The 20,722-nt window shown below is 72.6% G+C and carries 18 protein-coding genes; 12 read left to right on the forward strand and 6 right to left on the reverse strand.

The genetic code is table 11. The features are described from left to right. Positions 1–93: 93 nt before the first annotated feature. The 3 genes from IOD14_RS15645 to IOD14_RS15655 form a co-directional block, all read right to left on the reverse strand. Positions 94–693, reverse strand: a complete 600-nt coding sequence (locus tag IOD14_RS15645; RefSeq protein ID WP_123993868.1) for an acyltransferase — start codon at positions 691–693, stop codon at positions 94–96. Positions 694–829: 136 nt separating this feature from the next. After that, positions 830–1,846, reverse strand: coding sequence for an alcohol dehydrogenase catalytic domain-containing protein (locus IOD14_RS15650; RefSeq protein WP_212670543.1), 1,017 nt, complete (start codon positions 1,844–1,846; stop codon positions 830–832). Further along, positions 1,846–2,670 (reverse strand): IclR family transcriptional regulator, encoded by an 825-nt coding sequence (locus tag IOD14_RS15655; RefSeq protein ID WP_348540902.1) that lies wholly within the window; start codon positions 2,668–2,670, stop codon positions 1,846–1,848. Before IOD14_RS15655 ends, IOD14_RS15650 begins: the two co-directional genes overlap by 1 nt. Positions 2,671–2,708: 38 nt before the next feature. On the opposite strand from IOD14_RS15655, the gene IOD14_RS15660 reads away from it, so the two are divergent. The 10 genes from IOD14_RS15660 (at position 2,709) to IOD14_RS15695 (ending at position 12,581) form a co-directional block, all read left to right on the forward strand. After that, positions 2,709–4,421, forward strand: a complete 1,713-nt coding sequence (locus tag IOD14_RS15660) for an IlvD/Edd family dehydratase (RefSeq protein ID WP_212670544.1) — start codon at positions 2,709–2,711, stop codon at positions 4,419–4,421. Positions 4,422–4,549: 128 nt separating this feature from the next. Then, positions 4,550–4,672, forward strand: a complete 123-nt coding sequence (locus tag IOD14_RS44870; protein WP_348540887.1) for a putative leader peptide — start codon at positions 4,550–4,552, stop codon at positions 4,670–4,672. A 98-nt stretch (positions 4,673–4,770) separates the two neighbouring features. Further along, entirely contained in the window at positions 4,771–5,637 is an 867-nt protein-coding gene (locus tag IOD14_RS15665) for a glutathione S-transferase C-terminal domain-containing protein (protein ID WP_212670545.1), read from the forward strand. Between the two features lie 445 nt (positions 5,638–6,082). Then, on the forward strand, positions 6,083–7,066 hold the full coding sequence (locus IOD14_RS15670; RefSeq protein WP_123993864.1) for an amino acid ABC transporter permease: 984 nt from the start codon (positions 6,083–6,085) through the stop codon (positions 7,064–7,066). Then, a complete protein-coding gene (locus IOD14_RS15675; RefSeq protein WP_212670546.1) occupies positions 7,063–7,842 on the forward strand; it encodes an amino acid ABC transporter ATP-binding protein in 780 nt (259 codons plus the stop codon). Before IOD14_RS15670 ends, IOD14_RS15675 begins: the two co-directional genes overlap by 4 nt. A 46-nt stretch (positions 7,843–7,888) precedes the next feature. Next, the gene (locus tag IOD14_RS15680; RefSeq protein ID WP_212670547.1) at positions 7,889–8,911 is read left to right on the forward strand and encodes a transporter substrate-binding domain-containing protein; all 1,023 of its coding nucleotides are present in this window, start codon (positions 7,889–7,891) and stop codon (positions 8,909–8,911) included. Positions 8,912–8,969: 58 nt separating this feature from the next. After that, the gene (locus IOD14_RS15685; RefSeq protein ID WP_212670548.1) at positions 8,970–9,725 is read left to right on the forward strand and encodes a GNAT family N-acetyltransferase; all 756 of its coding nucleotides are present in this window, start codon (positions 8,970–8,972) and stop codon (positions 9,723–9,725) included. Between the two features lie 56 nt (positions 9,726–9,781). After that, entirely contained in the window at positions 9,782–9,868 is an 87-nt protein-coding gene (locus tag IOD14_RS44875) for a putative leader peptide (RefSeq protein ID WP_348540903.1), read from the forward strand. Between the two features lie 78 nt (positions 9,869–9,946). Further along, positions 9,947–11,188 (forward strand): LLM class flavin-dependent oxidoreductase, encoded by a 1,242-nt coding sequence (locus IOD14_RS15690; protein ID WP_123993860.1) that lies wholly within the window; start codon positions 9,947–9,949, stop codon positions 11,186–11,188. A gap of 19 nt (positions 11,189–11,207) precedes the next feature. Beyond that, complete coding sequence (locus IOD14_RS15695) at positions 11,208–12,581, forward strand: NtaA/DmoA family FMN-dependent monooxygenase (protein ID WP_123993859.1); 1,374 nt, start codon at positions 11,208–11,210, stop codon at positions 12,579–12,581. A gap of 28 nt (positions 12,582–12,609) precedes the next feature. Here the strand turns inward: IOD14_RS15695 and IOD14_RS15700 are convergent, their stop codons facing one another. Next, complete coding sequence (locus IOD14_RS15700) at positions 12,610–12,978, reverse strand: hypothetical protein (protein WP_212670549.1); 369 nt, start codon at positions 12,976–12,978, stop codon at positions 12,610–12,612. Between the two features lie 290 nt (positions 12,979–13,268). Further along, positions 13,269–14,354 (reverse strand): M12 family metallopeptidase, encoded by a 1,086-nt coding sequence (locus tag IOD14_RS15705; RefSeq protein ID WP_212670550.1) that lies wholly within the window; start codon positions 14,352–14,354, stop codon positions 13,269–13,271. A 99-nt stretch (positions 14,355–14,453) separates the two neighbouring features. Here IOD14_RS15705 and IOD14_RS15710 point away from each other — a divergent pair, with 99 nt between their 5' ends. Next, positions 14,454–16,373 carry a LuxR family transcriptional regulator gene (locus IOD14_RS15710; RefSeq protein ID WP_212670551.1) on the forward strand — a complete coding sequence of 640 codons (1,920 nt, stop codon included), beginning with the start codon at positions 14,454–14,456 and terminating at the stop codon, positions 16,371–16,373. Positions 16,374–16,550: 177 nt separating this feature from the next. Here IOD14_RS15710 and IOD14_RS15715 read toward each other — a convergent pair whose 3' ends face one another. Then, the gene (locus tag IOD14_RS15715; RefSeq protein WP_212673278.1) at positions 16,551–19,118 is read right to left on the reverse strand and encodes a CHAT domain-containing tetratricopeptide repeat protein; all 2,568 of its coding nucleotides are present in this window, start codon (positions 19,116–19,118) and stop codon (positions 16,551–16,553) included. 148 nt (positions 19,119–19,266) lie between these two features. On the opposite strand from IOD14_RS15715, the gene IOD14_RS15720 reads away from it, so the two are divergent. Then, entirely contained in the window at positions 19,267–20,694 is a 1,428-nt protein-coding gene (locus tag IOD14_RS15720; protein ID WP_212670552.1) for a S8/S53 family peptidase, read from the forward strand. Positions 20,695–20,722: the final 28 nt, after the last annotated feature.

Here is a 20,722-nt window from a genome sequence, read left to right on the forward strand (position 1 = left end):
TGGTACGTGTGCTCATTGTGCTTGGTCTGCACAGTTCGCACACATGTTATGCCGGTGAATGTTCGAAGATTTGCGATTTGGCGGAAACAGGAGTCATGGGCGCTCGACGAGTCCGCCGTCCTTCTCGTCGTACCGCGCCCCCGTCTCGGGGCACTCCCAGACCCCCGGCTCGCCCTCCCGCTCGACCAGTCGTACGCCGGCCCGGCCCACCCAGCCGATGCGGCGCGCCGGTACACCGGCCACGAGCGCGTGGTCGGGCACGTCCCGGGTCACCACGGCGCCCGCCGCGACGAGTGCCCAGCGGCCGATCCGGACCGGTGCCACACACACCGAACGGGCCCCGAGGGACGCCCCCTCGGCCACCTCCACCGCCACGGCCTGCCAGTCCCCGCCCCGCTTCAGCCTGCCCTCCGGGTCCACCGACCGGGGGAAGTAGTCGTTGGTGAGCACCGCGGCCGGGCCGACGAAGACCCCGTCGCCGAGCACGGCGGGCTCGTAGACGAGCGCGTAGTTCTGGAGCTTGACGTTGTCGCCGATCCGCACCCCGGGGCCGACGTAGGCCCCCCGGCCCACGATGCATCCGCTCCCCAGCCGGGCGTCCTCGCGGATCTGGGCCAGATCCCAGACCGTCGTCCCCTCGCCGATCGCCGCCGTCTCGTCGACCTGGGCGGTCGGCTGCACCTTGAAGTTCACCGGGCTGAACCCTTCGTCTCGTCGAACATGTCTGGTCGTCGAACATGCCGACTGTGTCCTTGAGGGACCGAGTCTGATCACCGCACGGGCGGAATACCAGCCTCCGTTCGTGAGTACGTCCCCGGAGCGGACCGGTTCAGACCAGGCGGGGATCGACGTGGATCTTCGGTCCGGGACCGGCGCCGGGCGGGCGCCCGCCCGCGAGCACGGTCCCGATCGCGTCCAGCGCGACGGTGGCCGCCACGAGCGGCCGCGGGTCGATGACCTGCTCGGCGTACGCCCTGATGGTCGCGTCGAGGCCGGGTGAGGCCGACAGGACGCCCACCGCCGTCACGTCCTTCAGGACGAGCGTGCGGGTGTCGATCCTGCTGGGTTCGGCGGCCAGCCCTATGTACACGAGCCGCCCGCCCGGTTCGACCAGCTCCTGTGCCAGGGCGGGCAGCCGGACCGCGTTGGTGGCGTCGACGACCGCGTCGAACGGCAGGTCCGGCAGCGTGTCCTCGCGCCAGGTGTGCGGGAACCCCAGCGAGCGGGCGAAGGCGAGGGAGTCCTCGGTGGCGCCCATCAGGTGCACCTCCGCGCCGGCGGCCCTGACGAACAGCGCGACCAGCAGACCGATGGTGCCCGGCCCCACGATCAGCACCCGGTCACCGGGCCCCGCCTCCGTCGCCCGCGCGGCCCGCAGGGCGTTGCCGCCCGGCTCGACCAGCGCGCCGAGGACCGGGTCCACGGAGTCGGGCAGGGCGTGCAACGAGCCTGCCGGGACGGCGAGTCGTTCGGCCAGGGCGCCCGCCCGGCCGCCCCGGATGCCCACCTCCTCGCGCTTCTCGCAGACGTGCTGCCGTCCGCGCCGGCAGCGTCGGCAGTCCCCGCAGCCCAGCATGGTGTCGCCCATGACCCGGCGGCCGACCCAGCCGGGATCGACCCCGGCTCCGACCGTGCGGACCCGTCCGGCCCACTCGTGGCCGAGGCGCATCGGGTAACAGGCGTGCCCCTGGTGGAGATAGGTCATGGCGCCGGTGAAGAACTCCAGGTCGGTGCCGCACACGCCGACCCGCTCGACATCGACGACGACCTCACCGGGAGCGGCGACGGGCGCGGGCACCTCCTGGACCGCGAACGCGCCCGGGGCCGTGAGGACGAACGCACGCATCAGAAGGGCTCCTTCAAGGGGCCGAGCAGCTCGCGGATCTCCTCCACGGCGTCGACCAGGGTCCGCAGCGGAGTCCGGTACGCGAGCGCGCTGACGCTCACCGCCCCGGAGGGAGCCCTCGGAGAGGTGCCGTACACCGGCAGGGCGAGACAGTTGACGCCGGTCTCGTTCTCCTGGTCGTCGAGGGCGTGTCCCCGCTCGCGCGTGGCCCGCAGCTCGGCGTGCAACTCCTCGGCCGTGCACAGGGTTCTGGGCGTCCGGCGCTCCAGGGGCGTCTCGCCGATCCATCGTCGTACGGCGTCGAGGGTGCCCAACTCGTGGGCGAGCAGCGCCTTTCCGGCACCGGTCGCGTGGGCGGGGTTGCGGCCGCCGACCGTGGAGGTCAGCCGGACGGCGCCGGTCGGCGGGTCGGCCTTGGCGCGGTGGACGACCTCGCGGCCGTCGAGGACGGCGTAGTGGGCCGTCTCGCCGAACCGGGCGGACAGTGCCTCCAACAGCGGCCGGACACGCATGTGTTCGGGGCGGGCCTCGTGATGGGCGAACGCCATCCGCAGGAACTCGTCGCCGAGCAGATAACGGCCGCCGGGGTCCTGGCCGGCCAGACCGGCCCGGCGCAGCGCGGCCAGAGCCCGGTGCACGGTCGGCTTGGGGCTGCCGATCGCCCGGGTCAGCTCGTCGAGGGTCACCCCGTCGGGATGCCGGGCCAGTTCCTTGAGCACGGCCAGGACCCGGTCCGATCCCACGAGACGGTCACCCTCCGCACCGGCCGTGACGAGGGCTGTCGAAGCATGGACCGTCTGCGTATGCTGCATCGCGTTCCGGATAGTAGACCGCCGTACCGATTACCGGAAAGAGCCCAGCGATGAACCTTCGCAGCGCGCAGTGGTACGCGGGACAGGACCGCAACGCCTACATCCACCGGGCCTGGATGCGCCGGGGCGTCCCGGCCGACGCCTTCACCGGCCGCCCCCAGATCGCCATCGCCAACACCGCCTCCGACCTCACGCCCTGCAACGCCCACCTGGACGAAGTGGCCAGATCCGTCCGCGACGGGGTGCACGAGGCGGGCGGCATCCCCCTCGACCTGCCCGTGGTGTCGCTGGGCGAGACCAATGTGCGGCCCACGGCGATGCTCTGGCGCAACATGGCGGCGATGGCCACGGAGGAGATGCTGCGGGCCAACCCCCTCGACGGGGTGGTCCTGTTGGGCGGCTGCGACAAGACGATCCCGTCGCTGCTGATGGCCGCCGCCTCGGTGGACCTGCCCGCCGTGGTCGTGCCCGGCGGCCCCATGCTCACCGGCACCTTCCGCGGCACCCCGCTCGGCTGCGGCACCGACGTGTGGCGCCTGTCGGAGGAAGTCCGCGCCGGGACCCTGTCCCAGGAGCAGTTCACCCGCTCCGAGTCGTCGATGATCCGCAGCCGCGGACACTGCAACACCATGGGCACCGCCTCCACCATGGCGCTGGTCGCCGAGGCCCTGGGCACGGTCGTCCCCGGGGTGGCCGGCACCCCCGCTCCGGACAGCCGGCTGCTGGAGGCGGCGCACGGCACCGGACGGCTCGCGGTGGAGCTGGTGTCCGCCGAGCGCCGCCCGAGCACCTTCCTCACCAAGGGGTCCTTCCACAACGCGATCGTGGCGCTGGCCGCGATCGGCGGCTCCACCAACGCGGTCGTCCACCTCCTCGCCCTCGCGGGCCGGCTGGGCGTCGAGCTGACCCTGGACGACTTCGACCGCATCGGCTCCAGAGTCCCCGTGCTGGTCGACCTCCAGCCCGCCGGACGCTTCCTCATGGAGGACTTCCACCGGGCCGGCGGACTGCTCGCGGTGCTGCGCGAGGTCGCTGACCTCCTGGACCCGCACGCGCTGACCGTGACGGGCAAGCCGCTGGTGGACCACCTCGACGACGCCCCGATCTGGGACGCCGAGGTGATCAGAACCCGGGCCCGGCCCCTGGTCGAGGAGGGCGGCATCGCCGTCCTGCGCGGCAGCCTGGCCCCCGACGGGGCGGTGATCAAACCCGCGGCCGCCTCGGCGCATCTGCTGCGCCACCGGGGCCGCGCGGTCGTCTTCGACAGCATCGAGGACTTCCACGCCCGCGTCGACGACCCGGACCTGGACGTCGACGCGGACTCCGTCCTGGTCCTGCGCGGCTGCGGGCCCAAGGGCTACCCGGGCATGCCCGAGGTGGCCAACATGCCGCTCCCCAGCAAACTCCTGGAGCAGGGGGTACGGGACATGGTCCGCGTCTGCGACGGCCGGATGAGCGGCACCGCCTACGGCACGGTCGTCCTCCATGTGACCCCCGAGGCGGCGGCGGGCGGACCGCTCGCCCTCGTCCGGACCGGGGACGTCATCAGCCTGGACGTCGAGGCCCGCCGCATCGACCTGGAGGTCCCCGCCGACGAACTCGCCGCGCGCACCCCGAACGCGGCCACCCTCGAAGGCTTCGCCAACCCCCGGCGGGGCTGGGAGCGGTTGTACGTCGACCACGTCCAACAGGCCGACAAGGGCGCCGACCTGGACTTCCTGGTCGGCTCCAGCGGCTCGGAGGTCAGCCGCGAGTCGCACTGACCAAGGACGGGCGGCGGGCGCGAGTCCCGCCCGCCGCCCGCCCTGCCCACCTCGTGGACGCCCTCTTGACGTGTGCCCCGGCCCGATCGACACTCCCCATGGGAATCCTAGTGAACAGGTAGGGAAACATGGGGCGCCTTGAGTCGGCCGTCGGCCGAGTGAGCCGTACGTCTTCGCCCTCGCCTCTTCTGACCTCCCGCCGTCACATCGACCTGCAGCGCGTCTGCAGCGCGATGAGGTCCCTGGGCTGAACCGGCCGCTGCCGCCCCTCTCTCTCCCGCCGCTCACCTGCGGCCCGACGACGCTTCCGCCGCGCGTACGTCTGCGCACCGACACCCCGGGGAGACCCATGTCCGTCACACCGCTCGCCCCTGTCCCCGCCACCCATCAGGCCCCCGCTTTCCGGGGCCGGATCGGCACGGACGCGCGCAGTGGGCACTACGCCGTGCCGCGCCGCTACCGGCTGCACCTGGCCGCCGCCTGTGCCGACGGCCTGCGCATCGCCGTCGTGCACCACCTGCTCGGACTCGACGACGTCTGTCCCGTGACCTTCCTGGACCCGGTCCCCGACTGTCCCGACGGAGGGCACTCCGCGCTGCGCCCGCTGTACGAGGCCAGCGCGCACCGTTACACCGGCGCGGCCGTCGCCCCCGTGCTCAGCGACGACTGGTCGGGGCGGATCGTCAGCACCCACGCCGCCGACATCACCCGCGACCTGGCCCGGCACTTCGGCTCCGGCCGCCCGGCGCTGTACCCGTGCGGGGCGGAGTCGGAGACCGAGGCCCTGGAGCGGATGTGCCGGGGCATCGCGCGGGCCGCGCAGCAGGCCGGCTCGGCCGCCGGCGACGACGTGGACCGCGGCGCCGCACTGCGGCAACTGCTTGACTCCCTCGGTTCGTTGGAGCGCTGGCTCGTCGGACGCGACCACCTGATCCGCGATCACATCACCGCCGCCGACGTCGAGTTGTGGGTCACCCTGGTGCAACTCGACACCGTGCACCGCCACCACCTCGACGCCGCCGCGGTGGGGGCCATCGCCGACCACCCCACCCTGTGGGCCTACGCCCGCCGCCTGACCGCCCACCCGGCCTTCGGAGCCCACCTCGACCTCGACGGCATCGCCCGCCGGCACCACGCCCACTGCCGGGGCCTGGAGGCCGCCGGGGCCGCCGTGCAGATCCTGGACTGGGCCGCGCACGCCGCCCGCACGTCCTGATCGTTCCACCTGATGGACCGGCATTGACACCGGTTCGGACGACTGTCTTAACCTACGGGTCCGCCAGGGCCCTGCTTCTGCCAGAGGTCCACCAGGGTCCCGCGTGACCCCCGAGAACAGTGACGGTGACCGACATGTACGCAGCTCCCAGGACGGCCGCACGCCGTTCTCCGGGCTGCGTACGGCCGTACGGCGACCCGCTCGTCGCCGATCGGGCCGTCGACCTGCTCCGCGTGAGCAGCGCACTGTGTACCGCACCGGGCCGTGCCCGCTGTCGGGGCTGACGTTCCGCCTCCGCAGCCCCCGCGTTCCTGACGAACACCGCCCCGGCGGTGTGCCGTCGTCCGCCCAGCCCCCGCCCCCGGTACCCGTGCGTCCCGTACTGCCGCCGTAGTGCGCCGTGTTCGCCGTGTCCGGGGGGAACCCGACTCCGCCGGAGCCCCGCATGAGTGAACCCCCAGGCGCCGCCGTGTCCCTCACCGAGGCACCGCCGTCGACCGACACCCCGTCACCACCGCTCGCAGCGCAGCGAGTTCTCCCGCTGAGGCGGCCGGGCCGATGGATCGCCACCGCGGTCGTCCTGGTCCTGGCGGCCCAGTTCGTCCACGGCCTGGCGACCAACCCCTTCTACCAGTGGGACCGCTTCGGCTACTGGTTCCTGCGGCCGACCGTCCTCGACGGTCTGCTGATCACCCTCGAAGTCACCGCCTACAGCGCGGTGCTGGGCCTCCTGGGCGGCATCCTGCTCGCCCTGGCCCGGCTCTCGAAGAGCCCGGTGCTGCGCGCGGTCAGCTGGACCTACGTCTGGGCCCTGCGTTCGATCCCGCTGATCGTGGTCCTGCTCTTCCTCTACAACTTCTCCGCCCTGTACAAGACGTTGAGCGTCGGCGTTCCCTTCGGGCCGGCCTTCTTCAGCTTCGACGAGTCCCGGCTCGCCACCGACATGGTCATCGCGGTGATCGGCCTCAGCCTCAACGAGGCGGCCTACGCGGCCGAGGTGGTCCGCGGCGGCATCCTCTCCGTCGATCAGGGCCAGCACGAGGCGGCCTCCGCGCTCGGCCTGCCGAAGGGCTACCAGTTCCGGAAGATCGTCTTCCCGCAGGCGCTGCGCTCCATCACCCCGAACTACGTCAACCAGCTCATCGGCCTCATCAAGAGCACCTCGCTGGTCTTCTACGTCTCCCTGCTCGACCTGTTCGGCACGGTGCAGTCCATGGGCGCCACCTACCCCGGCGATATCGTGCCGCTGCTGCTGGTCGCCACCGTCTGGTACCTGGTCCTCACCAGCGCGGTGTCCGTCGTCCAGTTCTACGTCGAGCGGCATTACGCCCGGGGCGCCACCCGCTCCCTGCCGCCGACCCCGATCCAAAAACTGCGGGCCTCCGTCACCGACTTCAGGGCCCGTGTCCGCAGGGAGACCGCGACATGACCGTCACCGACATCACCCCCGTCTCCCTCGAGGTGCACGGCGTGCACAAGTGGTACGGCGCCCACCGCGTCCTGGACGGTGTCGACCTGACCGTGCGCCCCGGCGAGGTCACCGTCATCCTGGGCCCGTCCGGTTCCGGCAAGTCCACCCTGCTGCGGGTCATCAACCACCTGGAGAAGCCGGAGATCGGCCATGTCAGCGTCAACGGCGAGCTGATCGGGGTCCGCCGGCAGGGCGAGCGGCTCAAGGAGCTCAGCGAGCGGGCCATCCTGGCCCAACGCAGCCGGATCGGGTTCGTCTTCCAGAACTTCAACCTCTTCCCGCACCTGACGGTCCTGGACAACGTGGCCGCCGCCCCGGTGGCGACCGGGAAGCTCACCAAGGCCGAAGCTCAGGAACTGGCCCGCGAGCTGCTTGTCCGGGTCGGCCTCGCCGACAGGACCGGCGCCTACCCGCGCCAGCTCTCCGGCGGCCAGCAGCAGCGCGTGGCCATCGCCCGCGCCCTCGCCCTGCGCCCCGGCGTCATCCTCTTCGACGAGCCGACCTCCGCCCTCGACCCCGAACTCGTCGGTGAAGTCCTCGCCGTGATCAAGGACTTGGCGACCAGCGGCACCACCCTGGTCATCGTCACCCACGAGATCGGCTTCGCCCGCGAGATCGCCGACCGGGTCGTCTTCATCGACGGCGGCCGCATCGTCGAGCAGGGCCCGCCCTCCGAGGTCCTCGACAAGCCACGCCACGAGCGGACCCGGGACTTCCTCGGCAAGGTCCTCTGAAACCACCCCCCTTCCCAGCACTCCGAACGACACGACAAGGACAGCCATGCCCACTCGCATCTCCCGACGCAGCCTGATACGCGGCATCACCGCGGCGACCGCCGCCACCACCCTCGCCGGCGGGCTCGCCGCCTGCGGTGGGGACAGCGACGCCGCCACTCGGACGAACGACAGCGCCGGCACGGTCACCGTCGGCCGACTGTCCAACGGCGCCGCCAAGGAGACCACCCTCAAGGTCGCCGAGGTCAAGTCCATCAGCGCCGAACTGCCCGACGCCGTCAAGAAGAGCGGCAAGCTCGTCATCGGCTCCGGCACCCTGCCCTCCGGCTCCCCGCCGCTCGGCTTCGTGGGCAGCGACCAGAAGACGCTCACCGGCTCCGAGACCGACCTGGCCCGCCTGGTCGCCGCCGTCCTCGGCCTCGAACCCGAGGTCAAGCGGTTCACCTGGGAGAACCTCTTCGTCGGCATCGACAGCGGCAAGGTGAACGTCGGCTTCTCCAACATCACCGACACCGAGGAGCGCAAGCAGAAGTACGAGTTCGCCTCCTACCGCAAGGACGACCTCGCCTTCGAGACGCTCAAGTCCTCGAAGTGGACCTTCGACGGCAACTACGAGGCGCTCGCGGGCCGGACCGTCTCGGTCGGCGCCGGCACCAACCAGGAGCGGATCCTGCTGGAGTGGCAGAGCAAGCTGAAGAAGAAGGGCAAGAAGCTCACCATCAAGTACTTCCAGGACAGCCCGAGCACCTACCTCGCCCTCAACAGCGGCAAGATCGACTCCTACCTCGGTCCCAGCCCGAACCTCTCGTACCACGTCACCCAGAGCGCGAGCACACCCAACCCGACGAAGATCGCGGGCCAGTACTCCGGCGCCGGAGAGTCGCTCCAGGGACTGATCGCCGCGACCGCGAAGAAGGACAGCGGCCTCGCCAAGCCCCTCGCCGACGCGATCAACCACCTGATCGACAACGGCCAGTACGCCAAGTGGCTCGCCGCGTGGAACCTCTCCAACGACGCCGTCTCCAAGTCGGAGGTCAACCCGCCCGGGCTGCCGCTCGACAACTCCTGACAGCCGATCAGGAAGCCTGACATACACAACAGTTGACCTGGGAAAGGACTCCGCCTCCGTGACCCGACAGACCGAACTCCGCGGAGGCGGAGCCTCCCTGAGACCCACCGCACATCCGATCTCCGTCCTGGACAACGCCGTATGGGCCGCTCTGGACGGCCCGCACGCCGAGTTCGCCGAGCGGGTCGGCCTCGCCGCCCGCTACCCGGACGACGTCTACGCCGTCGCCGCCCTCGCCGATCCCCGCGACCCGGCCGCCTGGGCCGACCTGCTCGCACTCGTCGGCCCCGGAACCACCGTACGGATCAAGCCCGTCGAGCGGGTTCCGGACGGCTGGGAGGTCGTCGGCGGGGGAGTGGGCGTCCAACTGGTCGACACCGCCCTGCGGGCCGAACCCGCACCCGAGGCGGTACGGCTCGGCCCCGACGACGTGCCCGAGATCCTGGACCTGGTCGCCCGCACCAGGCCAGGCCCCTTCCGCGAACGGACCACGGAACTCGGCACCTACCTCGGCATCCGGGACCGGGGACGGCTGGTCGCCCTGGCCGGCGAGCGGCTGCGGCCGCCCGGCTGGACCGAGATCAGCGCGGTCTGCACCGACCCGGCCCACCGGGGCCGGGGTCTGGCCACCCGGCTGGTCCGCGCGGTCGCCGCCGGGATCCGGGAGCGCGGCGACACCCCGTTCCTGCACGCCGCCGCCGACAACGCGAACGCGATCCGGCTCTACGAGTCGATCGGCCTCACCCTGCGCCGCCGCTCGCCCGTCCTCCTGGTCCGCAGCCCAGGAACATCCCACCGGGGCAGGGTGTTGTGACTCACGACGAGATCCGCCGGGCGCCGTCGTGCGCCCAGAAGGAGGAGGTGACGGGCGTGCTCAGCACACTCCGCTCCGCCCACCTCCACTCCAGGCCCCACATCGATCTCCAGCGCGTGTCCGCCGCGCTCTGTTGTTCCTGACCCGTCAGCAGCCCAGCCGCCGTGCCCCGCGCATCCGCGGGCCGGCCCTCTCGTACGGACCTCCAGGAAGGCACACCCGTGTCCCCCTCTTCTTCGTCTGCTTCCTCGTCTTCGTCCCTCCCCTCGCTCCCCTCGCTGCATCTCGCCGTGGCACTGGACGGTACCGGCTGGCACCCCGCCTCCTGGCGCGAGCAGGTGGCACGGCCGCGCGACCTGCTCACCGCCGGGTACTGGGCCGATCTGGTCGCCGAGGCGGAGCACGGCCTGCTCGACTTCGTCACCATCGAGGACGGACTCGGCCCGCAGTCCAGCCACTTCCTCGACCCGGACGAACGCACCGACCAGGTCCGCGGCCGCCTCGACGCCGTCCTGATCGCCTCGCGCATCGCCCCGCTCACCCGGCACATCGGCCTGGTCCCGACCGCCGTGGTCACCCACACCGAGCCCTTCCACCTCTCCAAGGCCATCGCGACGCTCGACTACGTCAGCACCGGCCGCGCGGGCGTGCGCGTCCAGATCACCGCCCGCCCCAACGAGGCCGCGCACTTCGGCCGCCGCACCATCCCGCGCATCGAGGCCTACGACAGCCCCGGGACCCAGGACCTGGTCACCGACCTCTTCGACGAGGCCGCCGACTACGTGGAGGCCGTGCGCCGGCTCTGGGACAGCTGGGAGGACGACGCCGAGATCCGCGACGCCGCCACCGGCCGCTTCATCGACCGGGACAAGCTGCACTACATCGACTTCGAGGGCAGGCACTTCAGCGTCAAGGGCCCCTCCATCACACCCCGTCCGCCGCAGGGCCAGCCGCTCGTCACCGCCCTCGGCCACCAGACCGTCCCCTACCGGCTCATCGCACGCCAGGCGGACGTGGGTTACATCACCCCGCACGACACCGACCAGGCCCGGGCGATCGTCGCCGAGATCCGCGCCGAACAGGAGGCGGCCGGGCGATCGGGTGAACCCCTGCATGTCTTCGGCGACCTGGTCGTCTTCCTCGACGACGACCAGGCGGCCGCGGAGGACCGGCGCGCACGTCTGGACGCACTCGCGGGCGAGCCGTACACCAGTGATGCCCGCGTCTTCGCCGGCACCGCGGCCCAACTCGCCGACCTGCTGGTCGAGTTCCGGGAGGCGGGCCTCACCGGATTCCGGCTGCGGCCCGCCGTGCTCGGCCACGACCTCCCGGCGATCACCCGCGGCCTGGTCCCCGAACTCCAGCGCCGGGGCGCCTTCCGCACCGCCTACGAGGCCGACACCCTGCGCGGCCTGCTGGGCCTCGCCCGCCCCGCCAACCGCTACGCCGCAGCTTCCGCCTGAGCCGGAGGGATCCCGAACCATGTCCAAGCCCCTGAAGCAGATCCACCTGGCCGCCCACTTCCCCGGCGTCAACAACACCACCGTGTGGAGCGACCCCGAGGCCGGCAGCCACATCGAGTTCAGCTCCTTCGCGCACTTCGCGAAGACGGCCGAACGCGCCAAGTTCGACTTCCTGTTCCTCGCCGAGGGCCTGCGTCTGCGCGAACAGGACGGCAAGATCTACGACTTGGACGTGGTCGGCCGCCCCGACACCTTCACCGTCCTCGCCGCCCTGGCCGCGGTCACCGAACACCTGGGCCTGACCGGCACCATCAACTCCACGTTCAACGAGCCCTACGAGGTGGCCCGCCAGTTCGCCAGCCTCGACCATCTCTCCGGCGGCCGCTCCGCCTGGAACGTCGTCACCTCCTGGGACGCCTTCACCGGCGAGAACTTCCGTCGTGGCGGCTTCCTGCCGCAGGAGGAGCGATACTCCCGCGCCAAGGAGTTCCTCGCCACCACCCAGGAGCTCTTCGACTCCTGGCACGGCGACGAGATCCTCGCCGACCAGGCCTCGGGCGTCTTTCTCCGGGACGCGAAGGCCGGCTCCTTCGTCCACAACGGGCAGCACTTCGACATCCACGGCCAGTTCAACGTCCCGCGCTCCCCGCAGGGCCGCCCGGTGGTCTTCCAGGCCGGAGACTCCGAGGAAGGACGCGAGTTCGCCGCGTCCGGTGCCGACGCGATCTTCAGCCGGTACGCCACCCTCAAGGAGGGCCAGGCCTTCTACACCGACGTCAAGAACCGCCTCGCCAAGTACGGCCGCCGCCACGACCAGTTGCTCATCCTGCCCGCCGCCTCCTTCGCCCTCGCCGACACCGACGCCGAGGCCGAGGAACTGGCCCGGATCGTCCGACGCCGGCAGGTCAGCGGGGCCACCGCGCTCAAGCACCTGGAGTTCGTCTGGAACAGGGACCTCTCGTCGTACGACCCGGACGGGCCGCTGCCCGAGATCGACCCGCTGGTGAGCGAGGAGCACATCTCCCGGGGCCGCGCCCAGGTCCGCATGTACCGCGACCCGCTGGCCACCGCCCGCGAGTGGCGCGAACTGGCCGCCGCCAACAAGTGGTCCATCCGCGACCTGGTCATCCACACCGGCAACCGGCAGAACTTCATCGGCTCTCCGGAGACGATCGCCCGCACCATCAACGAGTACGTCCAGGCCGACGCGAGCGACGGATTCATCCTGGTCCCGCACATCACCCCGACCGGCCTCGACGCCTTCGCCGACAAGGTCGTCCCGCTCCTGCAGGAACAGGGCGTCTTCCGCACCGACTACGAGGGCCCGACCCTGCGCCACCACCTCGGCCTCGCGCACCCCGACGACACCCGGGGCGAGGAGCGGGTGGCCTGACCCCCGTAGAGACCGGTGCGGCCGACGCTCACTCCGCCCAGTCGAGCTGATGCTCGGGCGTACCCACCGACCGACCGTACGCGACCGCTTCGGCGCGGCCCTTCTCGTCGCCGCGCCGATAGCGGAAGACCCGTCCGGCGAAGACCACCACACACTCGTCCCCGGCCGTGAAGTCGGCGTACCAGCCGTTGTCCGGCTCCAGGGCCGCGGCGAGCGCGTCCGCGAGGGCTTGGACGTCCTCGCCGTCGCTCTCCCACTCGACGAGCGTCCACACGGGCGGCTGCGCGGCGCTCGCCCCGCCGATCTCCACCCGGTGGACCTTCCGCAACCGCAGCCCGCGCGGCTCGAACACGGCTCCGGGCCGCAGGCTCTCGCCGATGACGTATCCGGTGATCACGCGCTGTCTCCCTGTTTCTCGGGGGCTTCGCGTACGAGGCTACGGCCGCCCTCCAGACCCTGGGACAGTGACCGGCCGAGGACGGCGCCGATGAGCCGTACCTTCTCGAACCGGTCCAGTGAGACCGGCCCCGACGGCGGCGGGCCTCGGTCCGGTACCCATGTGAAAGTGCCGGTGAACGCCGCGTGGCCGGAAGCACGTTTCCCTCCCCCGAAGGCTACGTGCTTCCGGCCATTCCCCCGGCGCCGGACAGATGGTCCAGCCTCGCCCGTGTGCGGCCGTACGTGCTGTCACCAGCACATGACCGCGGTTTCCCCCGAACCCCACGCGGAGTACAGGCGCACACGGACGAAGTAGCGGCGGCCCTTCACGAGACGGGCCTTGAGTGTTGCGTTGTGCGGAGTGCCTCCGTCGTCGTGGCCGTTGAGGTAGCGGGCTTCTCCGTCCCGTTCCTCGAAGACCACGACGACGGTGTCGCCGTCGCCGAAGGTGCCCACCGTGTACTCGCGGGTCTCCGGCGGTTCCACGGTGAAGTCGGCCTGCTCACCCGGACCGAGCCCGAGCGGCACGGACCGGAAGGGCACCAGCTCCGGCGGCCGGACCTGCTCGGTCGGCGGGTACCAGCGCAGGACGTACTCCTTGTCGGCGGCCGACAGCGTGCCGGGCGGGTTGAGCCCCGCGCGGAACTGCTCGGGCTCCAGGATCTGCCCCGCCTCGAAGGGAAACTCCATGATCGACTGCGGGTCCCAGACGGAGCCGTTGACCTCGTCCGGGTGCAGCTTGCGCAGGATGTTGAAGAACGTCCGGTCCCGGCTCCAGAAGTTCGGCGGACCCGCCAGATCGGCGTACACGGCCTCGTCGTCCCAGTGGAGCCCGGCGAACGGACTCTGGTGCTCGTGCAGCATGCCGAGCGCGTGCCCGATCTCGTGCAGGGCCGTCCCGCGCTCCCCGGGCGCGGTCAGGTCCCAGCCGAAGTTCATGGTGCGATCGTTCAGACCGACGAGGAGCGCGTCCCTGCCCACCGCCGACCAGGAACCGTCCCCCAGTTGGAATCCGATCCGCAGTTCTGCCTCCGAACGGTCACCGACCTCGGCGAACCGCACCCCGATGCCGAGGTCCTGCCATTCCTTGAAGCACTCGCGCACCACGTCCCGCTGCTCCTTGGCGCCGACCCACGACACCCGACGGGACTGCCCGGTCCCCGGAACCGGAATGACCGAACCGTCGGTGTCGCCGTCGAAGAAGCAGTAGTGCAGGACCGTGCTGTTGACCCACATCCGGCTGCCGCCGATGAGCGCACTCAGCCGCTCGGCGGCCAGCCCCGGCGCGTACACCGGAGCCGACTGCTGCGCGAGGGAGCAGTAGCGTGCGGTCATGGGGTTCAGAGTGCCGTCGGGCCGCCCCGGGGCGCCTGAGTCGGGGGCTACTCAAGTCCCGGTGTATCAGACCTGAGTAGCGGTGCTCTTGCTTCCGTGATGACTTTCGAACGGGACGCGAAGACCCTGGAACTGCCCTGGCCGTTCACCGGGCGGGAGGACGAACTCGAGCTGATCCGCCGGTCCGTGGCCGGGGGACGGCACGGCATCGTCGTGACAGGGCCCGCGGGCCAGGGCAAGACCCGGCTCGTCACGGAGGCCGTGCGCGGCACGGACTGCGCCAGGGTGGCGGGCACGCCCGAGACCCGCACCCTCCCGTTCGCCGCCTTCGCGCACCTCCTGCCGGAGACCGTGTCCCTGCATCACGCGGTCCAACTGCTCTCCGGTGTACGGCTGTTGCTGGTCGACGACGCCCACCTGCTGGACGACGCCTCGGCGGCCCTGGTCCACCAGCTCGCCGTGCACGGCCGCACCCGGCTCCTGGTCGTCGCCACCGAGGGCCCGCGGGCGCCGGGCGCGATCTCCCGACTGTGGACCGGGGAACTCCTGCCGCGGCTGGCCCTGGAACCGCTGCCCCGCGAGGAGATGGCGCAGCTGCTCGCGGCCGGCGCCGGCGGCCTCGACGTCCTCACCGTCAACCGGCTGCACCGCCTGTGCCGGGGCGATCTCCGGCTGCTGCGCGAGCTGGTGGACGCGGTGCGCGGGCGCGGACTGCTGCGCCGGGTCCCGGGCGCGGGCGAGTGGGAGTGGCGCGGCCCGGTGCCGGTCACCGCGACCCTGCGCGAGCGCACCGCGCACCTCCTCGACCGCTCCGGTCCCGGCGAGCGCGAGACCCTGGACCGCCTGGCCTTCGGCGAGCCGCTCCCGATGGACGCCGACACGCTCGACCTGGACGCGCTCGAAGGCCTGGAGGCCGACGGCCTGGTCCACGTCGACGAACAGGGCGCCGCCCGCCTCGCCCACCCCCTCCACGGCCCGGTGCTGCGGGCGGCCGCGGGACGCCTGAGGGCCCGCCGCCTGTCCAGCACCCCGTCCGACCGCACGGCCGCCCTGGAGTCCGAGACGGCCGCCCTGACCCGGGCGATCGCCGAGACGGACGTACGGGCCGTACCGGCCCCGGTGGGGGAGTGGCTCGTGGACGAGGGCCTCGGAGTGCCGGCCCGGCACGCCGCCGTACGAGCACGGTTCGCGCGTCTGCGGGGGGAGCTGCGGGAGGCCGCGGCCTGGGCGAGGGAGGGACTGCGGGCCGCTGCCGACGACCTGGCCTGCGGTCTCGAACTCACCCTGGCCGCGGCGCAGTCGGGGGACGCCGAAGGGATCGCCGACGGGGGACCGGTGGTACCCGGGGCCGGGTACCGCGAGGGCCGACTCACCTCGACCGGAACCGCATCCGGCACCTCGCGACCCGCCGGTGACCCACCTCGCCCTCACGGCGCGGCCAACTCGCCGGAGGCCGCGGGCGGTTCGGCGGCCACCTGGTGGGCCGCCGCCCACGGCGACCTCGACGCGGCGCTCGGCGCGGTCGGCGCGGAGCCGTACGACGCCGTCCGGCTCGGCGCACCCGACCGCGCCGAAGGGCGGCTGACCGGAGTCTTCGCCGAGCACGCCGACGCGCTCGCCCGCGGCGACGGAGCCGCCCTCGACCGTGCGGCGCACACCCTGGAGGAGCGCGGTTTCCTGCTCTTCGCGGCGGAGGCGTACGCCCAGGCCGTACGGGCGCACCGCGACCCCGGTGCCGCCCGCACCTCGCGCACCCGTGCCGTCGCCCTGGCCCGCCGCTGCCAGGGCGCCCGCACCCCGGCCCTGTCCGGACTGGTCCTCGGCGAACTCACGGCCCGCCAGCGGCAGATCGTCACCCTCGCGGCCACCGGCCTGAGCAACCGCCAGATCGCGGAGAAGCTCACCCTCTCCGTCCGCACGGTCGGCAACCACCTCTACAGCGCCTACGCCCGCCTCGGCGCGAGCGACCGCGACGCGCTGCCGTGCCTGGTGGAGCTGCCGGAGGCCCAGCCCGCCTGAGCCGGACACCGGACCGGGGCGGTCTGACCCCCAGTATTCGGGGGAGGGGTCAGGCCGCCCCACGCACCACCCCGGCGCGGTTCACGCCGTCCCACGCACCACCCCGGCGCGGTTCACGCCGTCCCACGCACCACCCCGGCGCGGCTCACGCCGTCCCACGCACCGTTCCGGCGCGGCTCACGCCGCCCCGAACGCCGAGAACGCCCATCCCGTCGCCTGATGCACCGCGTCCCCCGGCAGCGAGCCCCGCGCGTCACGCAGCGCCTCCGCCATCGACGCCCCCGCGCTGAGACCCTTGTGCAGCGCGAGCATCAGGGGCACCACCGCCTCGTCGTTGACCGGCGCACTGCAGGCCACCACGCCCGCCGTGCCCAGCGGCAGCAGCGCGGTGACCAGGCCGAGCAGCTCGTCCGCGCCGACCGAGGCGAACCGGGCGGTGTCGCAGCAGGACAGGATGATCCGGTACGGGCTGCGGTCGAGGCGCTCGAAGTCGTGGACGATGAGCGGCCCGTCGGCCATCCGCAGGGACGAGAACAGCGGGCTGTCCGCACGGAACGTGCCGTGCGCGGCGATGTGCGCCAGCGTCGCCCCGTCCAGTTCCTCCAACACCCGCGGCACACGCGCGTCCTCGTGCTCCAGGACGGTCGCGGAGCCGTACCGTCCGGCCAGTTCGGGCACCTCGGCGCCCCCGCTCGCGAGGCCCGGCCCGCGGACGAGCACCTGACGTCCGCCGTACGGTGGCGCGGTCTCCCGCGCACGCAGCCAGCTGCTCGCCGACGGCGACACGCTGAACACCCGCTCCCGCAGCGAGGGCAGCAGTGCCCACGGCACCTGGTGCAGCCGCCCTGGCGGCACCACCACGACCGGTCCGGAGCCGAGCTGCGCGGCGGCCGGCCCGAGCAGCAGCTCCTCCAGGCGCCGCCCCGCCGCCTCCACCACCGGCAGGCGGGCCTCCGCCCCCGGGTGGGCCAGCCGTCGGAGCCCCGACTGGACATGCTCGGCCTCGCGCTCCGCGTCGGCCAGCAGCCCGCCCTCGAACCGCCGCACCCTTCCCTGCGCGCACAGCAGCACCTGAACCCGCCCGTCGAGCACGGCGAGTTCGACCAGCCGTACGTCGTCACCGAGCCGTTCCAGCAGTACGCCGGGGTCGAACCGGTAGCCGTCACCGGGAGCGTCGCCCCGCATGTGGAGGGTCCGGGAGCGGATCTCCCGTTCCAGGCGCCGCTGTTCACGCTCCAGCGTCGGCACCGGCCGGCCCTCCATCCGGGCCCCCTCCGCGCGTGCCGCTATCTCGCGGAAGGCGGTGAGGTCGCTGAGCAGCGCCGGGTCGGCCGGCGGGCGGGTCGGCGGCGCGGTCAGCACCGTGGCCCGCCAGCGCTCGCTCCACACCAGCAGCCGCCGCGGCCCGCCCGAGGCGAGCGAGGTCCGCGCGGCGAGTCCGGCGAGCTCGGCGCCCTGCGCGGTGGCCCGCGCCCGCAGTTCCGAGGCGCCCAGGGTCGTACGGTGAGCGTCGAGCACGTCCAGGCCGCGGCGACAGGCTTCCAGCACCCGCCGGTCGGAGCCCACGGCCCGCGCCCACAGCGCCTGCGCGGCCCATCCCGTCATCCGCGCCAGCGGCGGCCCGCTGTGCCGGCTGCGGGCGGCCACCTCCAGGTGCCGTCGGGCATCCTCCCGCCACCCCAGGCCGAGCGCGATCCGGCCCGCCAGCAGCGAGGCCTCAGGGGCGGCCGGCGCCTCGAAGGAGGCCAGCCGGTCGGCGACCGCGGCCGCGTCCGCGACCAGCCGGCCCGAGCCGCGCCCGGCGGCGACCCGCGCCTCGATCAGCACCAGCCGGGCATGCGTCTCCCACCAGGTGCGCCGCTGCCCCGCGAACAGCCGTACGGCCATGTCGGCGCGCGCGATCGCGGTGTGCGCGTCGCCCGCGTGCCGGGCCGCCCGCGCGGCGGCGAGCAGCAGCTCCGCCTTGCGGGTGGACTGTCCGCCGATCCCGTCGAGCACCTTGATCGCCGCGTCCGCCTCCGCGAGCGCCTCCGGGGCGAGGCCCGCGGCCATCAGGACCTCGCAGCGCCGGATGGTGAGCATGAACATCGGGGTGCCGAGCTTGGCGTACCGCTCCTGCGCCTCGTCGAGCAGCCGCAGCGCGGCCGGGACGTCCCCCGACCGGTACGCGGCAAGGCCCCGGCTCTCCACCGCGTCGGCCTTGTCGTGCTCCTGGCCCGTGGTGTCCCACAGGGCCTCGGCCGCCGTGAAGTCGGCGTCCGCCCGCTCGACCGCCCCGAGCGCCAGATGCACGGTGGCCCGCAGGGTCAGCGCCCGCGCCGTCCAGATGACGTCGCCCGCCTGCCGCAGCACCGGCACCGCCCGCCGTACGTCCTCCAGCGCCTCCCGGTGATGCCCGAGCACCCACGAGGCGTAGGCGCGCCGGAACAGGACCTGTGCTCTGGTGTGACCGCTGCTGACCGCGACACCCCGCTCCAGCGACTCCAGGCCCTGCCGGGTGCGCCCCGCGTGCACCAGCGCCACACCGAGCGCGGCCAGCGCGTCCGCCTCTCGGTCGGGCGACTCCGAGCGCGCGCCGAGATCGCGGGCCCGGCGCAGATGGTCCAGGGCGATCCGCATGTCGCCCCAGTCCCGCTGCCAGATGCCGATGACCTGGTGGGCGACGGAGGCGTGCAGCGGTGAGGGCTCCGAGCCGAGTACTTCCTCCGCCCTCGCCAGCGCCTGGTTGGGGGCGGCGAACACCATCGGCAGAAGTTCGAGAACCGTGTCGCTTCCCGCTGTCACTCAAAGGATGGTAGTGGCCCAGGTGGCAGGCCACACCGGTTTGGCGCTGTATCAATCATCGGCCCCGCGGCTCTGACTGACGACCGCCGCCTCAGTGGGAGGACACGCCATGGCACCTCAGCGATTCCACGAGCAGTTCGACCAGATCCAGCGTTCCATGCCCGACGTCCCGCTGGCCCTCGGCCCCGACGACGCCTCGGAGTTCATCTACGAGAAGGGCGTCGTCCTCGCCCGCGACGGGCGCGACGCGGCGCTCGTCGAGCAGACCGTGCGCAGCCACTTCACCGAGGCGACCGGTCTGACCGGCGACTACGTGCAGCGGGACAGCCCCGAGACCAACCGCTCGGGCATCACCCGCATCAAGGTCGGCGACCCGGGCCACGGCGACCGGCGCGGCGACCGTGCCGTCACCCACGCCCTGCGCGCCCTGAGCGAACGCGAGGGACGCGCCGGACGCCGCATGGTCAGCCGCAACCACGTGGTGTCGATCGCGGTCAACTCCTGCCCGGGCGACGAGCCGGTTCCCGCCTCGCTCAGCCAGGGCACCAACCCGGCCCCCGGGGAGGCGGGCCACGACGCCGGCACCGCCGTGGGCGTCCTCGTCGTCGACAACGGCCTCACCCACGACCACGCGCTCGTCCCGCTGCTCGCCCACGTCGACGGCGACCTGCACGGCACCGAGACCGACCCGGCCGGAAACCTCCTCCAGTACGTCGGGCACGGCACGTTCATCGCCGGAGTCCTCGCGGCCGTCGCGCCCAACACCGACATCACGGTCCGCAGCACCCTCAACGACGCGGGCGCCATCCTGGAGTCCGAGCTCGGCGAGAAGCTCTTCGATGCCGTCGACGGCGGCTGGCCCGACATCATCAGCCTCTCCGCGGGCACCTCCAACGGCCGCACCGACGGCCTGCTCGGCATGGACGCCTTCATGGAGGAACTGCGCGCCCACGACACCCTGTTGGTCGCCGCGGCCGGCAACAACGCCAGCGCCAGCCCCTTCTGGCCCGCCGCCTACGCCGACCTGCCCGACTACCGGGACGTCGTCCTGTCGGTCGGCGCCCTGCGCGGCGACGGCGAGTTCGGCGCCTGCTTCAGCAACCACGGCTCCTGGGTGAAGGTCTACGCCCCCGGCGAGCGTCTCACCAGCACCCTCACCGGCTTCGACGCCCCCGTGCCGTACCTGTACCAGCACTCCACGTACGAGGCCTGCCGGTACGGCTTCACCTACGTGTGCACCTGCCAGTCCCCTTCCCACGTCGGCGTGTTGAGCGAGGACGGCACGGTCGCGAAGCCGGACCAGGTGATGTTCGAGGGCTACGCGCACTGGAGCGGCACCTCCTTCGCCACTCCGGTCGTCGCAGGGCTGGTCGCCGCCCACATGACCGCGAACAAGGAGACCGACCCGCGCGCGGCCCGGCGGCAACTGCTCGCCGCCAACACCCAGTTCGCCGAAGTGCGCGGGGCGCATGTACCGGCGCTGCGGCCCGCCGGCTGGCGCCCGGTGCCGGTCGTGCAGCGTCCGGTCGGCACATGAGGGCCGGAGTGGTCCCTTCCACGGCGTA

The organism is Streptomyces sp. A2-16, from assembly GCF_018128905.1.
In the GTDB taxonomy this organism is placed as follows: domain Bacteria; phylum Actinomycetota; class Actinomycetes; order Streptomycetales; family Streptomycetaceae; genus Streptomyces.

Excerpts from the sequence above, each read along its gene's own strand:
- IOD14_RS15680 (WP_212670547.1), top strand. The coding sequence starts at position 7,889 with ATGCCCACTCGCATCTCCCGACGCAGCCTGATACGCGGCATCACCGCG.
- IOD14_RS15660 (WP_212670544.1), top strand. The coding sequence starts at position 2,709 with ATGAACCTTCGCAGCGCGCAGTGGTACGCGGGACAGGACCGCAACGCC.
- IOD14_RS15695 (WP_123993859.1), top strand. The coding sequence starts at position 11,208 with ATGTCCAAGCCCCTGAAGCAGATCCACCTGGCCGCCCACTTCCCCGGC.
- IOD14_RS15670 (WP_123993864.1), top strand. The coding sequence starts at position 6,083 with ATGAGTGAACCCCCAGGCGCCGCCGTGTCCCTCACCGAGGCACCGCCG.
- IOD14_RS15710 (WP_212670551.1), top strand. The coding sequence starts at position 14,454 with ATGACTTTCGAACGGGACGCGAAGACCCTGGAACTGCCCTGGCCGTTC.
- IOD14_RS15715 (WP_212673278.1), bottom strand. The coding sequence starts at position 19,118 with ATGGTGTTCGCCGCCCCCAACCAGGCGCTGGCGAGGGCGGAGGAAGTA.
- IOD14_RS15705 (WP_212670550.1), bottom strand. The coding sequence starts at position 14,354 with ATGACCGCACGCTACTGCTCCCTCGCGCAGCAGTCGGCTCCGGTGTAC.
- IOD14_RS15650 (WP_212670543.1), bottom strand. The coding sequence starts at position 1,846 with ATGCGTGCGTTCGTCCTCACGGCCCCGGGCGCGTTCGCGGTCCAGGAG.
- IOD14_RS15675 (WP_212670546.1), top strand. The coding sequence starts at position 7,063 with ATGACCGTCACCGACATCACCCCCGTCTCCCTCGAGGTGCACGGCGTG.
- IOD14_RS44870 (WP_348540887.1), top strand. The coding sequence starts at position 4,550 with ATGGGGCGCCTTGAGTCGGCCGTCGGCCGAGTGAGCCGTACGTCTTCG.
- IOD14_RS15720 (WP_212670552.1), top strand. The coding sequence starts at position 19,267 with ATGGCACCTCAGCGATTCCACGAGCAGTTCGACCAGATCCAGCGTTCC.
- IOD14_RS15665 (WP_212670545.1), top strand. The coding sequence starts at position 4,771 with ATGTCCGTCACACCGCTCGCCCCTGTCCCCGCCACCCATCAGGCCCCC.